At 66.4% G+C, this 13,035-nt stretch carries 14 protein-coding genes; 2 read left to right on the forward strand and 12 right to left on the reverse strand.

Translation table 11 applies throughout. The features are described from left to right. Nucleotides 1-72 precede the first annotated feature (72 nt). Complete coding sequence (locus ACTPOI_RS22420) at nt 73-1,047, forward strand: TerC family protein (RefSeq protein WP_440112987.1); 975 nt, start codon at nt 73-75, stop codon at nt 1,045-1,047. After that, entirely contained in the window at nt 1,044-1,565 is a 522-nt protein-coding gene (locus ACTPOI_RS22425) for a universal stress protein (protein WP_440112990.1), read from the forward strand. The genes ACTPOI_RS22420 and ACTPOI_RS22425 overlap by 4 nt, the downstream gene beginning before the upstream one ends. Nucleotides 1,566-1,829: 264 nt before the next feature. Here the strand turns inward: ACTPOI_RS22425 and ACTPOI_RS22430 are convergent, their stop codons facing one another. The 12 genes from ACTPOI_RS22430 to ACTPOI_RS22485 form a co-directional block, all read right to left on the reverse strand. Further along, nucleotides 1,830-2,828 (reverse strand): NAD-dependent epimerase/dehydratase family protein, encoded by a 999-nt coding sequence (locus ACTPOI_RS22430; RefSeq protein ID WP_440112993.1) that lies wholly within the window; start codon nt 2,826-2,828, stop codon nt 1,830-1,832. Next, the gene (locus tag ACTPOI_RS22435; RefSeq protein WP_440112996.1) at nt 2,828-3,823 is read right to left on the reverse strand and encodes a fumarylacetoacetate hydrolase family protein; all 996 of its coding nucleotides are present in this window, start codon (nt 3,821-3,823) and stop codon (nt 2,828-2,830) included. Before ACTPOI_RS22435 ends, ACTPOI_RS22430 begins: the two co-directional genes overlap by 1 nt. 264 nt (nt 3,824-4,087) lie before the next feature. Then, nucleotides 4,088-4,834 (reverse strand): SDR family NAD(P)-dependent oxidoreductase, encoded by a 747-nt coding sequence (locus tag ACTPOI_RS22440; protein WP_440112999.1) that lies wholly within the window; start codon nt 4,832-4,834, stop codon nt 4,088-4,090. After that, nucleotides 4,831-5,802, reverse strand: coding sequence for a Bug family tripartite tricarboxylate transporter substrate binding protein (locus tag ACTPOI_RS22445; protein WP_440113002.1), 972 nt, complete (start codon nt 5,800-5,802; stop codon nt 4,831-4,833). The genes ACTPOI_RS22440 and ACTPOI_RS22445 overlap by 4 nt, the downstream gene beginning before the upstream one ends. Then, the gene (locus tag ACTPOI_RS22450; protein ID WP_440113005.1) at nt 5,799-6,380 is read right to left on the reverse strand and encodes a cupin domain-containing protein; all 582 of its coding nucleotides are present in this window, start codon (nt 6,378-6,380) and stop codon (nt 5,799-5,801) included. Before ACTPOI_RS22450 ends, ACTPOI_RS22445 begins: the two co-directional genes overlap by 4 nt. A 15-nt stretch (nt 6,381-6,395) precedes the next feature. Further along, complete coding sequence (locus ACTPOI_RS22455; protein ID WP_440113008.1) at nt 6,396-7,193, reverse strand: cyclase family protein; 798 nt, start codon at nt 7,191-7,193, stop codon at nt 6,396-6,398. Between the two features lie 17 nt (nt 7,194-7,210). After that, nucleotides 7,211-8,227: a Bug family tripartite tricarboxylate transporter substrate binding protein gene (locus ACTPOI_RS22460; RefSeq protein ID WP_440113011.1), complete on the reverse strand. Its 1,017-nt coding sequence runs from the start codon at nt 8,225-8,227 to the stop codon at nt 7,211-7,213. Next, nucleotides 8,224-9,384: an MFS transporter gene (locus ACTPOI_RS22465; RefSeq protein WP_440113014.1), complete on the reverse strand. Its 1,161-nt coding sequence runs from the start codon at nt 9,382-9,384 to the stop codon at nt 8,224-8,226. The genes ACTPOI_RS22460 and ACTPOI_RS22465 overlap by 4 nt, the downstream gene beginning before the upstream one ends. A 12-nt stretch (nt 9,385-9,396) precedes the next feature. After that, nucleotides 9,397-10,527, reverse strand: coding sequence for an FAD-dependent oxidoreductase (locus tag ACTPOI_RS22470; RefSeq protein ID WP_440113017.1), 1,131 nt, complete (start codon nt 10,525-10,527; stop codon nt 9,397-9,399). Next, complete coding sequence (locus ACTPOI_RS22475) at nt 10,524-10,874, reverse strand: Rieske (2Fe-2S) protein (protein WP_440113020.1); 351 nt, start codon at nt 10,872-10,874, stop codon at nt 10,524-10,526. The genes ACTPOI_RS22470 and ACTPOI_RS22475 overlap by 4 nt, the downstream gene beginning before the upstream one ends. Nucleotides 10,875-10,883: 9 nt before the next feature. Then, nucleotides 10,884-11,825 carry a VOC family protein gene (locus ACTPOI_RS22480; RefSeq protein WP_121421369.1) on the reverse strand — a complete coding sequence of 314 codons (942 nt, stop codon included), beginning with the start codon at nt 11,823-11,825 and terminating at the stop codon, nt 10,884-10,886. 46 nt (nt 11,826-11,871) lie between these two features. After that, a complete protein-coding gene (locus ACTPOI_RS22485; RefSeq protein ID WP_440113023.1) occupies nt 11,872-13,035 on the reverse strand; it encodes an alpha/beta hydrolase family protein in 1,164 nt (387 codons plus the stop codon).

Consider the following 13,035-nt stretch of genomic DNA (forward strand, 5'->3'; position numbering starts at 1 on the left):
CGCCAGACCGACCGCGCCACCCCTCTCCACCGCCACACAGCACGGCGAGCCACGCCGCCCCAGGGGCTACAGATGCACACCATCGAATCCTTGGCCACCGCCCCGATGTGGGCCGGTTTCATCGCCTTTGTGCTGGTCATGCTGGCGCTGGACCTGTTCGTGCTCGGTGGCAACAAGGCCCACCGCGTATCAGCGAAAGAAGCTGCGAGCTGGGCCACGGCCTGGGTGGCCATGGCCAGCACGTTTGGCGCCCTGTTGTGGTGGTACCTGGATGGCGCCGTCGGCCGCGAGATAGCCAACCGCAAGGCGCTGGAGTTTTTCACCGGCTACCTGATCGAACAAGCCCTGTCGGTGGACAACATGTTCGTGTTTGTGATGATCTTCACCTACTTCGCCGTCCCGCCCGAGCTGCAGCGCCGCGTGCTTTTGTATGGCGTGCTGGGGGCCATCGCCATGCGCGCAGTCATGATCCTGGGCGGCGTCTGGCTGGTGTCTGAATTCGCCTGGGTGCTGTATGTGTTCGGCCTGTTCCTCGTGGTGACCGGCATCAAGATGCTGGTCATGGCCGACCAGAAGCCCGACCTGGACCAGAACCCGCTGCTGCGCTGGCTGCGCGGCCACATGCGCATCACGCCCGGCTTTCATGGCCAGGCTTTTTTTGTGAACATCAATGGGTTGCGGTATGCCACCCCCATGTTCCTGGTGCTGGTGATGATTGAGGCCAGCGACCTGGTCTTTGCGGTGGACAGCATTCCGGCGATCTTTGCCGTGACCACCGATCCGTTCATCGTGTTCACCTCCAACATCTTCGCCGTGATGGGGCTGAGAGCGCTGTACTTTCTGCTGGCCGACATGGCCGAGCGTTTTCACCTGCTCAAGTACGGCCTGGCCCTGGTGCTGATCTACATCGGCGGCAAGATGCTGGCCATGCCCTGGTTCCACATGCCGGTGCAGTGGTCGCTGTCCATCGTGGGGTCAATCATCCTGATCTCCGTGGTGCTCAGCCTGAAGTTCTCAGGCCACCGGCCACCCCGGAGCGCATCATGACCACCACGGCCCTGCCAGACGCCCTGCCCGCGCCCGACCTGACGCGGCGCGACAGCACGGGCCGCCTGGTTGCCGCGACCTGGCACAGCGCGGGCTCAAGACCGACGGGCACGGGCCGTGCACGCTGGCTGGTGGCGGTAGATGGCTCGGCCTGCGCACTGCGCGCCGCCGCGATGGCTGCACGCCTGGCGGCACTCGCACCCCACGCCGAGGTGGATCTGGTGCATGTAGAGCCCTGGCTGAGCCTAGAGGCCGCCGAAACCGAACTGGTGCAACGCGGCTGGACCGCCATGGCCCCCGCCCGCGAGCTGCTGGAGGCCGCCGCCCTGCACTGGCGCCTGCATGCCCTCATGGGGAGCGACGCCGCAACAGAGATCGTGGGCCTGGCCCATACCCTGGGCAGCTGCGGCATCGCCATCGGCTCGCAGGGCCTGACCGCTGCCGAGTCCCTGTTCATGGGTTCAGTGGCGTACAAGATCTTGCACTTGGCCAGGGGGCCGACCCTGGTGGTCCGCTGAGGCCGACAGGCATCGCGCCCAATGACAAGCCCCTCCATGCTCCCTTTGGGAATCGCCCCCGCCCGTGGCGCGGTGTCTGCCAACCGGCAAAGGTTCGCTCGGATGCAAGGAAGTCACGCCATCTCCGTCAGAAAATCATCGCCGGGCATGCAAAGCCAGCTGTTGACCTGCCCCACCAGTTGCAGCACAACAGTTCGCCTGCCGCCCGGCGACGCCCCCCTCTACATCCAGGCAGCCGTGTCGGCCACGACCAGAGCACCTTGGCTAACCATGCAAGAGCGCTGCCTGCTCCGCAATGCCCAAGTGGCGCATCACTCGCTCCACCAGCGCCTGAACCGACCCATCGTGCGCAAACCCGGCGGCTTCAGCCTGGGGAGTTTGCATGGTTGGCAACCGGCCAAACAACGCCTCGATGTGGGGGTCGGGTGCGTAGCGGATACCCGCTTTCGCATCTCGGCCGAGGGACTGCGCCATGGCCTGGACCACCGCCCCGACCGAAGCCTGCAGCACAGGCGGCTGCCAACACCGGGACAATGGCATGGTGGTTGCCGAAAGCTGTGCGGCGTGCAGCAGGTTGTCCAGGCAACGCTCCAGCGACATCCACCAGGCCGTGGCCTGGGGCGACACCGGGCAGGTGTAGGACTGTCCGGAGCGCAGCGCATGAAAGATCTCGCTCATGAATGCCGAGCCGTGACCGGTTTCAGCAGACGGGCGGGCCACCACACCGGGCAAGCGCAGGCTGCAGGCGTCCAGTTCACCACGGCGGCTGTAGTCAGCCAGCAGCAACTCCGTCGCCCATTTGTGGGTGCCATAACTCAACAAGGGCTGGGGCGCCTGCGACTCGGACACAGGGGATGGTCCGACCGCCCCATACACCGCAACAGAACTCGCAAACACCACGCGTGGAGCGCTGCCACCGCCCTCGCGCACTCCACCGGCCAGCGCCTCCAGCAAGGCCACGGTATCGAGCAAGTTGGCCTGCACACCCAGCGACGGGTCACGCTCTGCCAGCGCACCGGGCACGCTGGCAAGGTGGAACACGCAGCCTGGAGGGTCCTCGCGCATGGCCTGCAGAAGTGCGGGGGCGGCAAAACTGCCCGCATGCCAGCGCACACTGGGCGGCGGCACCTGGGCGGGGGCCATCCGGTCCACCAGGGTCAAGCGCACAGGCCGCTGACCCGCCAGCATCGGGGACGGCCCCAGCAGGCGCCGCGCCAGGGCGGCCCCTACAAAACCCCCGGCGCCCGTGATGAGGACATGCATCAGCGCTGCTCCGAACCGGGTGGCACCACGCGCTGGCTCACGACACCAAACGGCCCCTCGCGGCCATCGGGCCAACGCGCCTGCATGTGCACGGTGTCGCCGTAGTGCATGAACGGTGTCTTGGCCGCACCTTCGTCCAGTATCTCGATCACGCGCCGCTCGGCCAGGCAAGCAGAGCCTGCATCGCGCCCCTGGTTGGACACCGTGCCCGAACCGATGATGGTGCCCGCCGTGAGTCGCCGTGTGCGGGCCGCGTGGGCAATCAGCTGGCCAAAGCTGAAATTCATCTCGCCCCCATGGGGGTGGCCAAACCACTGGCTGTTGGAATCCACATGCAGCCGCAGATGCACCCGCCCCCCTTGCCAGGCGTCGCCCAGCTCATCAGGGGTCACTGCGACCGGTGCAAAGCTGGTGGAGGGTTTGGCTTGCAAAAAGCCAAAGCCCGTCTTCATTTCGTGCGGGCCCAGCGCGCGCAGGCTCCAGTCGTTGATCTGCACGACCAGACGCACGCAGCCCAATGCCGCTTCAGGCGTCACGCCCATGGGTACCGGGCCACAGATGACACCGAACTCGCCTTCGAAATCGATGCCGTCGGCCTCGCTGGGCATTGGTACATCATCGTGCGGGCCCAGAAAGTCGTCGCTCGCGCCCTGGTACATGACCGGGATGGTGTCGAAATGCGGGATGGGTGGCGTGTTGAAGGCGCGCTCCATCAAGCGTCCATGGTTGAGGAACGCAGATGCATCGAGCCACTGCGGGCTGCGCGGCAACGGCGCGCTGCATGCGGCGGGATCGAACGCAAAGATGCCGGTTGCGGTGCCCGCCTCCAGCGCTGCCGTGCGCTCACGCAAAGCGGGTTCCACAGCGTCCCAGTTCTGCAAGGCCCCCAGCAGGCTCGCAGCTATCGGAGCGGCATCGACGGCCTGCAGACCGTTGGATGAAACCAGTACCAAGCGGCCGTCCAGGCTGCCGTCTTTCAAAGTTGCAAATCGCATCGCCAGTCCTATCAAGAAGAAGGGGTTTCCAGTCGCGGCCCCGCCACCCGGATCACGCGGGCATAGTGGTCGATCTCTGCGGTCAGAAATGCGCCGAATTCGCGCGCGGTTTGGTTGGGAGCACCCGGCGGTGCACACCTGGCCAAACCAGCCGATAACCTGGAAGTCCGCCAGGCCCGGCATTTCGGCAACGGAGAGCAAAACGGCGGACAAGGCGGGCGAGCGTTGTACGCCGATCTGCAGCTCAGCATGTGGTACATGTTTTCAACTCCCATCGCTGATGGTGGTGCCGCCATCGACCACCAGGTTGTGTCCAGTCACAAAGGCCCCGGCCGGGCTGGCCAGCATGGCGACCACACCAGCCACTTCCTCGGGTTCTCCAGCGCGCCGCAGTGGCGTGGCCTGCACACGCCTGACCATGAAGGCTTCATCAGCCATGAGCTGCTCGGCCAGCGGCGTGCGGATGAGGCCGGGCGACACGGCATTGACCCGCACACCCGCTGGGCCCCACTCCACGGCCAGGTTGCGCGCCAGCTGGGCCAGGGCCGCCTTGGTCAGACCGTACAGGCCAATCGAACGGTTGCCGCGCAGGCCCGCAATGCTGGAGATGAGCACGGCACTGCCACCGCCCCGCGCCGCCATGCCAGGCAGCGCCAGTGCACACAGCCGCGCTGCGGACCGCAGGTTGATGTCAAACACCTGATGCCAATCGGCATCGCTGGCATCAGCCAGAGGGCCGGCCGGCCCCTGAATGCCGGCGTTGCATACGAGGATGTCCAAGGGCCCGGCGCGCTCCACCAGCGCAGCGATGTCAGCTGGCGCGGCCATGTCGGCAGCAACACCGATGGCGTTCGGCAACGATGCAGCCACCTGTTCGCAGGCGAGTGGATAGCGGTCGGAGACCACCACCCGGGCGCCCTGCTCGGCCAGGGTGCGCGCAATCGCCAGACCCAGGCCCTGGGTGGCCCCCGTGACCAGGGCGGTGCGGCCCTGCAGGTCAAAGAGGCTCATTCGACCTTGACCCCAGCTTGGCGGATGGCCAAACCCCACCGCTGCGATTCGCTCTGGATGAACTCGCCGAATGCAGCGGGCGTGAGTGGTGCAGGCTCCAGGCCCAGCGGCCGGTAGCGGCCCAGCACCTCGGGCGATTCCAGCGCGGCCACCACGGCCTTGTGCAGCACCTCGACCACCGGCGCAGGCGTGCCCGCGCGCACCATCACACCGTTCCAGCCCGGAATATCGAGGTCCGCATGCCCGGCCTCGGTCAGGGTAGGCACCTGGGGGAGCACCTGCAGGCGCTGCTCGCTGCCCACGCTGACCAGCGCGCGCAGCTTGCCTTCGCGCACCAGCGGCAGGCTCGAAGCCACCACATCGCACATGAAGTCCAGGCGCCCGGCCATCAGGTCCTGCAGCGCGGGCGCTGCGCCTTGGTAGGGCACATGGGTCATGCGCGAACGCGTCTTGATGCGCAGCTGCTCGGTCCACACATGGGGCTGGCTGCCCTGCCCGTACGAGCCATAGTTGAGGCCATCCCCCGCAGCGGCTGCACGCAACAGGTCGGCCAGTGTCTGGAACGGACTGCCCGCAGGCACGACCACGACCAGCGGCGACCTGAACAACCGCGTCAGGGGCGCAAAGTCCTTGAGGGGGCTGAAGCTCAGCTTGGCGTACAGCGCTGGGTACATGGCCAGCGGGCCGATGTCTGCGTACAGCAGGGTGTGGCCATCGGCAGGCTGCTGCTTGACGTGCTGCGCCGCCAGTTGCGCCGCACCGCCGGGTTTGTTCTCCACCACCACGGCTTGCTGCATGCGCTCTCCCAGCTTCTGCACCAGCAGGCGCGACATCGCGTCGCCAAAGCCCCCGGCCGGGTAAGGCACCACCCAGCTCAACGGCCGCGCGGGATACAGGGTCTGCGCCCACGACCAAGGGGCCACCGCTGCGGACGCTGCAGCGCCCAGCCATTGACGGCGCGTGCTCATGACTGCTCCTTGGCAGGTGCGGCCACCGACGCATCAAAGCGCCCGTCCACCAGCACAAACAGCATGCGGCACGGCGCGCCCGAACGGTTGGCCCATGCGTGGTTGGTACCCCGCTGCACCACCACGCTGCCGGGGCGCAGTGGCACTTCGCCTTCGTCCAGCACCAGCGTCAGTTCGCCTTCAATCACCACGCCGTAGTCCACCGATTCGGTACGGTGCATCAGCGGGTGGGGGGAGTCGGTTTTCACCGTGGAGGCGGCCGCATCGCCAATCTGGCTGAAGGCGTCATGCATGCGCTCGGCACCCCGTGCGAGGAACTCGGGCGTATCGGGCGGAATGTCCACGAACCGGATGCGCGTGCCACCCTGCGGGGGCGGCAGCACCAGCGGACCGAGCGTAGGGTCCGGGCCGTTGTCCACGACGGCGGGCGACTGCGAAGTGCTCCAGACCTCATGGAACACCGTACCGGGAATGGCCGCAATCTCGACCACGGTGGGTAACGGCCCCTGGCTGGCGACCACGGCCCGGGCTTGAGTGTTGTGGCCGGTGACCACGCGGTGGATGGATGGAAAACCCATGAACGGACTCCTGACTCAATCTTCAAAAATGGCGACCGCGCGCGTCCAGCCTGCCGAGGCACCGCGGATCTTGTGGGGGAAACAGCTGATGGTGAAACCGGTGGGCGGCAGTGCCTCCAGGTTGTGCAGCTTCTCCAGATGGCAGTAGCCGATGTCGCGGCCCGCCTTGTGGCCTTCCCAGATCAGGGCCTTGTTGCCCGTTTCGGCCACGCGCTGGGCGGTGTATGAAAACGGCGCATCCCAGCTCCAGGCGTCGGTGCCGGTCAGCCGCACACCGCGTTCCAGCAGGTACATGGTGGCCTCGTAGCCCATACCGCAACCGGCGCCCAGGTAGTCCTTGTGCCCGTAGCGCGACCCAGCGCGGGTGTTGACCACCACGATGTCGAGCGGCTGCAGCGTGTGCCCGATGCGGGCCAGCTCAGCCTCTACATCGACCGCAGTGGCCACATAGCCATCGGGCAGGTGGCGGAAGTCCAGCTTCACGCCTGGCTGGAAGCACCATTCCAGCGGCACCTCATCGATGGTGATGGAGGGGCGGGCACCGCCGTTCTTCGCGTCCTGCGTGGAGTGGAAGTGCCACGGCGCATCCAGGTGGGTGCCGTTGTGCGTGGTGAGCGTCACCCACTCGGCCGCTGCGGCTTCGCCATCGGGGTAGTCCTCAGGCTGGGTGCCCGGGATCATGGCCATGAACTCGGGCAGCGTGTCGGCGTGCTTCTGGTACGTGATCTTGGGCGCCAGGGGGGGCGGGTCGGAGAGGACATCGTTTTCCAGATAAATGGAAAGGTCCACAAAGCGGCGTGGGGGTTTGGTCATGGCAGTGGGTACAAGGCTCACTCGGGCACCACGCCCACGGTGCGGGCGAGGGCATGGTGGATCTGGATTTCGGATTGGTAAAACTTGTCGAGGGCGGGCAGCGACAGCGGTTCCTGGGGCTCGGTGCCATTGGCGCGCAGAAAGCTCTGGACCTCGGGGTCGCGCAGGCCCACACCGAAGGCCTGGTGCAGGCGATGCACCGCCGCATCGGGGGTATGGCGCGCCACCAGCAGCGCACCCCAGGCGGTGTATTCAAAGCCCTTGAGCGCTGCAGACTGCTGGCTCAGCGGTGCGACGTGCGGCAGCAGCGAAGGCGCCTTGGCGGCGGTGCAGCCGAAGGCACGCAGCTTGCCCGTCTCCAGCATGTTCAGCGCCGCGCCCCCCAGTGGCACAAAGGACAGATCGATCTGATTGCCCATGAGGTCCTGCACTACCGGGGGCACGCCCCGGTACGGCACATGCACCAGCGGCACGCCACACAGGCGTGCCCACTGGGTCCCCATGAGGTGGATCATCGAGCCTTGCCCGATGTGCCCGAATGTCAGTGGCTTGCCAGCAGCAGCCGCTTGCCGCGCCATGTCCAGCAACTGCGCATGGGTGGTGGCGGGCATGTCGGCCCGGCCTGCCAGCACGTAGCTGGTGCGCCCCAGTGTGCCGATGGCGCGCATCTGCTCGGGCTTGTAGCGCGCGCTGGCCAGCGACAACGGGGTGAGGATGGGCTCGGTCTGCGAAACCACCACCACCGTCGCACCATCGGCAGGCGCGTTCAGCATGCGCTGTACACCGATGGAGCCACCGGCGCCCGGCAGGTTCTCGATGACGATGGTCTGACCCAGTTCGCGCTGCATCACCGTCTGGAGCTTGCGAGCGAACACATCACTGGGGTTACCCGCAGGCTGGGGAACGATGAAGGTGATGTGCCGACCCGGCTGCGCTTGGACCCACGGCGCAGCCATGCCCGCTGCAGTCGCTACCAGGCAGGCACGGCGGCTGAGCCGGGGCTGCGTCTGCGCAAAGGCAACGGGGCTGCTCATGCCATGCCTTTCACTGCGCCTGCAGTACCCGGGGCACGGTGGATGCGTGCAAATGCATAGACCGCCACCGCGTCTATCACCAAAGCCGCAACCCCCAGGCTGCCATAGCCCCAGGCCTTGACCAAGGTGCCGCCGAGGATGGGCCCAATGGCCGCACCGAACATGAGCATGGCGGGGGTGGCGGCCAAGGCTCGGCCGCTGGGGTCCAGCCGCGCCAGCACGCCAAAGGCAAAGGTGTGCGTGAAGATCATCACGGCCGCAAACACGGCGGCGGCTGCGGCATAGGGCGCAAACACGGGCGAGTTCATGATCACCACCACCAGCAAGGCCTGGAGCGCAGGTCCCGACAGCAGAACGCTGCGGGCAGCCCAGCGCTTTTCCAGCACAGCGGCCAACGCTGCGGGAAAGAGGTTGACGACGCCCAGGGCAATCAGCACGCCGGTGACGGCCTGAAGTCCGTAGCCCCGGTCACTGCCCACGCGCTCCAGAAAGCTGAAGGTCATGGACTGCACCAGGCCCAGCGCCGCAATGCCCAACACGCCCCACCAGACCGCAGCGGGCAGAGGCGCAGCCGGAGCCCGCGAAGTGGCCGCACCGCCTACGCTGTCGGCCTCGGGAAACGCCAGAGCCGCCACCACCGCGCCCACTGCCATGACGCCGGCAAAGACCTGGAACAACGCGGGTCCACCCAGCTTGGCCACCAGCACAGGCGTGCCCCCCAGGAACGCGATGGCAAATACCCCTAGTGCCATGCCCACCAGGGCGAACATGCGGTGGGGGTTGGGGCTGCGGGCAATGGTGCCATGGGTAACGCTCAGGGCCGTGCCCGCAGCAATACCTGCCCCCGCATGCAGCAGCGCCAACAAGGCGAACTGGGTGGTGGTGGACGCTACGGCAAACGCCACGGCCGCGCCGGCAAAGCCGCAGGTCGCCACGGTGCGCCCGCACAACAACTGAAAGAACGGCGCTAACACCAGGCTGGCGGCCACCGCTCCAGCCAAAAACAGCGTCGCCAGCAAGCCGGCCTGCTGCGGGTCGAAGCGGTACACCGATATCAGCGTGCCCACCCAGACGGGCAAGGCCACCAGATCCACCATGCCTGCGCAGTGGCCCACCATCAGGGCCACCCGGCCCCGCAGCGATTGGGTTGTGATCATGCGCACCTCGCCTCAGATGGGTTGGGACAACGCCATGAGGGACTCGCGCATGATGCGCGAATGCTCCTCCTTGTCGCCGCCTTCGATCTCGATCTCGCCCAGCCGGGCGGAGTTTTCGACCACCATGCGGCAGCGCTCCCAGCGCCGGGCTTCAAAGGCCGACAACGCAGTCGGTACATCGCCCGCCTGCGCCAGTTCATCGGCCAGAACCAAGGCGTCCTCGATCCCGATGCAGGCCCCGGACGCCAGATGCGGCGTGGTGGCGTGCACCGTGTCACCAATCAGCACCACCCGGCCGCGCGACCAGGGGCGCGGCATGAGCAGACCTTCGAGCGGACGAAAAACGATCTGTGAGTCCGGTCCGATCTGGCTGCGAATGGACTGCAGCGTGGGCGCGGAAAACCCATCGAGCAATGCGCGCAAACGGTCCGCAAAGGTGGCCGGATCGACATGGTCGTTGGTCGGGCGCGGCTCGGTGACGAAGAGGTACATCTCCGTCTTGGAGACAGGGTTCACGCCGGGTTTGATCTTCGGGCCCATCCACATCGTGGCGGTCTCGATCTCTGGCGGCTTGGGAAGCACGGCACGCCACACGGCCTGGCCGCTGTAGCGCGGCTGGGGTGCGTTTTCAAACACGGTCTCACGCACCTTGGAGTAGAGGCCGTCGGCACCGATCACCAAGTCATAGTGCTGGCGCTGGCCATCGGTGAAAGTGACCTGCACGCCTTCGGCCTCTTGCTCAATGGCAGAAAAGGTGCAGCCGAGGCGGACGTTGGTGCCCGCCGCACGGGTGGCCTCGGCCAGGATGCGGGCCAGCACCGGGCGCATGATGGCGCCGCCGCCTGGAACATCGGCCCCCGCAATACGGGGCGTGGGCAAGGTGGCCACCAGAGGGCCGTGGGGCAGGTTCAGGTTCAAGCCGTCCGAGGCGTTACCCTGCGCCAGAAACGCTTCGAGAATTCCCAGGCGCCGAAACGCCCGCAGCGTGGCGCCCCCCAGGCTGATGCCCGCACCGTAGCTGCGCCAGCCGGGGTCGATCTCTACCAGGTCCACCTGGGCACCCTGCTTGCGCAGTTCGATGGCGGCTGCCATGCCGGAAAAGCCCCCGCCGATGATCAAAATGCGTTGGTGAGAAAGGCTCATGGGTTTGTCTCCTTGTGATTGGTAGGGGCGATGTGGATCTCGCCGTTCACTTGTACTGTCAATGGCACGGGCACCAAGGCGTCGCCCAGGCACGGGCCCAAGGTACACAGCCCATTGATGATGTCAAACAGCGCGCCGTGGGCCGCGCAGACGATGCGATCACCTGCTGCATTCAGGTACTTGTCCTTGCGCCATGCCATGGGGGTGTCCAGGTGGGGGCACAGATCGGCATAGGCGTACAGCCGCTCGCCCTGGCGCACGATGAGCACCGTGTCCTGCCCACGGCCTGCGGGGTCAAAGCCCCGCGACTCGCCATCGGGCAGATCGTTCCAGTGGCAGAGCTTCATGGTCGGCTCTCAGTGCGGTGCACCCGCAGGTGGCGGGCCCGAAGGCGCCCACTTCTCGCGGTGTTGAAAGAGGAAGAGCTGCGAAGCATCGGCACTCATCGGCACCTCGCGCGCGGCCCAGGTGTCGTCATGCTGGTCCATGTCGGCGTCGTACTCCACATGGCAACCCAGGGGCGAGTTGAAGTACCAGAACCAGTTGCTGCCAAACTTGTGGCGCCCCGGCCCCCAGAAGCTCTGGTAGCCCTTCTCGACAAAGCGGGTGCCCGCCAGCAACACATCGGTAGGGCCACCCATGTGGAAGGTGAAGTGTTCGCAGCCCTTCATGAACGGCGGTGTCTGGATCATGAACAAGGTGTGGTGGTCTTGCGTGCCCGCAGGGCGCAAAAACGGTCCCACACCCGTGAAGCGATCGGTGCACACAAAGCCCAGTCGGACGTAGAACGCCTCAGCCTTGGCCGCGTCGGGCACGAAATACACCACATGCGACAGCGAACGGGGCCGCGCCGCCATGTCGGGCGACAGGCCCAGGGCGTTGGGCCCACGCTGCGGGACGGCACCGGGCGCGTTCACGGCCTCGGCAGGCAATGCCAGCGGCTTGCGCACCGTGACCTGGAAAGCGAGGGCAAAGCCCAAGTCATCGGTGGTGCGCAGCACGCCGCCCTGGCGCACCACGGCTCGGTCGCGCGCCAGCTCGGCTTCGATGGCGTCGAGCGTGGCCGCATCTGCGACCCCGTAGACCGTTTCGCGCAACATGCTGGCAGTGCCCAGCGCGGGTGGCAGAGAAGGGTCGCCCTGGGAGCGGATCTCCACGCATGTGCCGTCCAGCGCTTCAAAGCGCCCACCAGCAGCGGTGACGCCCACGGGAGTGAGTCCGTAGTCGGTGAGGTACTGGGCGCAGGCAGCGACGTCGTCCACGCCAAAAACGAGCGCGTCGGGTCCAATGATGTTCATCTGTTGATCCTTGGTTGTAGAGGTTGTCAGGGCAGGTGCGGGGCTCTCAGGCGGTATGACCACCCAGGGTCTGGGCCACCCAGTCAGCGATGTAGTGGCCGGCGTTGATGCTGTTGTCAAAGCTGGCGTGCTGCGATCCACCTTCGCGGTCGGTGAACACCTTGAGTTCGCGCTGGGGGCTGTTGACCAGCTGCTCGTAGGTGCGGTGCGCCCACTTGAGCGGGATCTGCGAGTCGCGCTCGCCGTGCGTGACCAGGAAAGGCACCTTGATCTTCTCGACCACGCCATCGAGGTGCACGTTTTCCGCGATGTGCATGAATTCGTCCACGTCCTTGGCGCCCCAGACCCAGCACACGTGAGCCCAGTAGTGCGGCACGGGGAAGTCGCCTTCCTTCTCCAACCGGCGCTTTTGCACATCACGCCAGTCGTGGTTGGCGCCCCAGGCTACGCCACAGGCAAAACGCGGCTCCATGGCCACGGCGCGTGGGCAGTAGTAGCCGCCCAGCGATACGCCCTCGCAGCCGATGCGCTTCGGGTCCACGTCGGGGTGCTGCTCCAGCCAGTCCACCACGCGGCTGGCCCAGTGTTCGGTGTCGTACCGCGCCGTCAACCCCTGCAGCCGCAGCGCCTCACCGGTGCCTGGCTGGTCCACCACCAGAGAGGACACGCCGCGTTGGGCCAGCCATGCTGGCAACCCAACCAGATACTTCATTTCCTTGGTCGAATCCAGGCCGTTTAGCTGCACGAGCAAGGGCGCCCGCTCCCCCGATTTAAGGCCATGGGCCGGGTAGTACAGCGCCGACAGGTGCTTGCCCTCATAGGGAATCTCCATACGCTGCACCCGGTCGCCCAGCAGGCGTGAGCCCTTGAGGAACAGCTCCAGCTCGCGCTCGTAAAGGGCCAGTCGGCCCGGAGCGCTGTGCGCCTGCAGGCGCTCTGCGGTGATGAGATAGCTGGAGGCGCGGCGGTATTTCTCGCCAGCGGAATACAGCCAGCCGCGCGCTTCATCTTCTTCGGCCAAGCCGCAGAGCTTGTCCGCCATGCGCACCCAGGTTTCACGGAAGGCCTGCGTGCCAGCGGCATCGGGCGCCTTGGCGGCCTCTTGCAGCGGAGCGCACATCTCCTCGATTTCACCGATGCGTGCGCCCATCTCGATGGCCAGATCGACCGAGAGGTTCCAGACGTAGTTGGTAGGAAAGTACTTGAACAT

Source organism: Acidovorax sp. BL-A-41-H1, assembly GCF_051942715.1.

Bases quoted from the DNA above. Each gene is read 5' to 3' on its own strand.
- ACTPOI_RS22480 (WP_121421369.1), bottom strand. From the start codon at position 11,825: ATGAACATCATTGGACCCGACGCGCTCGTTTTTGGCGTGGACGACGTC.
- ACTPOI_RS22445 (WP_440113002.1), bottom strand. From the start codon at position 5,802: ATGAGCACGCGCCGTCAATGGCTGGGCGCTGCAGCGTCCGCAGCGGTG.
- ACTPOI_RS22435 (WP_440112996.1), bottom strand. From the start codon at position 3,823: ATGCGATTTGCAACTTTGAAAGACGGCAGCCTGGACGGCCGCTTGGTA.
- ACTPOI_RS22475 (WP_440113020.1), bottom strand. From the start codon at position 10,874: ATGAAGCTCTGCCACTGGAACGATCTGCCCGATGGCGAGTCGCGGGGC.
- ACTPOI_RS22465 (WP_440113014.1), bottom strand. From the start codon at position 9,384: ATGATCACAACCCAATCGCTGCGGGGCCGGGTGGCCCTGATGGTGGGC.
- ACTPOI_RS22440 (WP_440112999.1), bottom strand. From the start codon at position 4,834: ATGAGCCTCTTTGACCTGCAGGGCCGCACCGCCCTGGTCACGGGGGCC.
- ACTPOI_RS22425 (WP_440112990.1), top strand. From the start codon at position 1,044: ATGACCACCACGGCCCTGCCAGACGCCCTGCCCGCGCCCGACCTGACG.
- ACTPOI_RS22460 (WP_440113011.1), bottom strand. From the start codon at position 8,227: ATGAGCAGCCCCGTTGCCTTTGCGCAGACGCAGCCCCGGCTCAGCCGC.
- ACTPOI_RS22420 (WP_440112987.1), top strand. From the start codon at position 73: ATGCACACCATCGAATCCTTGGCCACCGCCCCGATGTGGGCCGGTTTC.
- ACTPOI_RS22485 (WP_440113023.1), bottom strand. From the start codon at position 13,035: ATGTTCAAGTACTTTCCTACCAACTACGTCTGGAACCTCTCGGTCGAT.
- ACTPOI_RS22455 (WP_440113008.1), bottom strand. From the start codon at position 7,193: ATGACCAAACCCCCACGCCGCTTTGTGGACCTTTCCATTTATCTGGAA.
- ACTPOI_RS22430 (WP_440112993.1), bottom strand. From the start codon at position 2,828: ATGCATGTCCTCATCACGGGCGCCGGGGGTTTTGTAGGGGCCGCCCTG.
- ACTPOI_RS22470 (WP_440113017.1), bottom strand. From the start codon at position 10,527: ATGAGCCTTTCTCACCAACGCATTTTGATCATCGGCGGGGGCTTTTCC.
- ACTPOI_RS22450 (WP_440113005.1), bottom strand. From the start codon at position 6,380: ATGGGTTTTCCATCCATCCACCGCGTGGTCACCGGCCACAACACTCAA.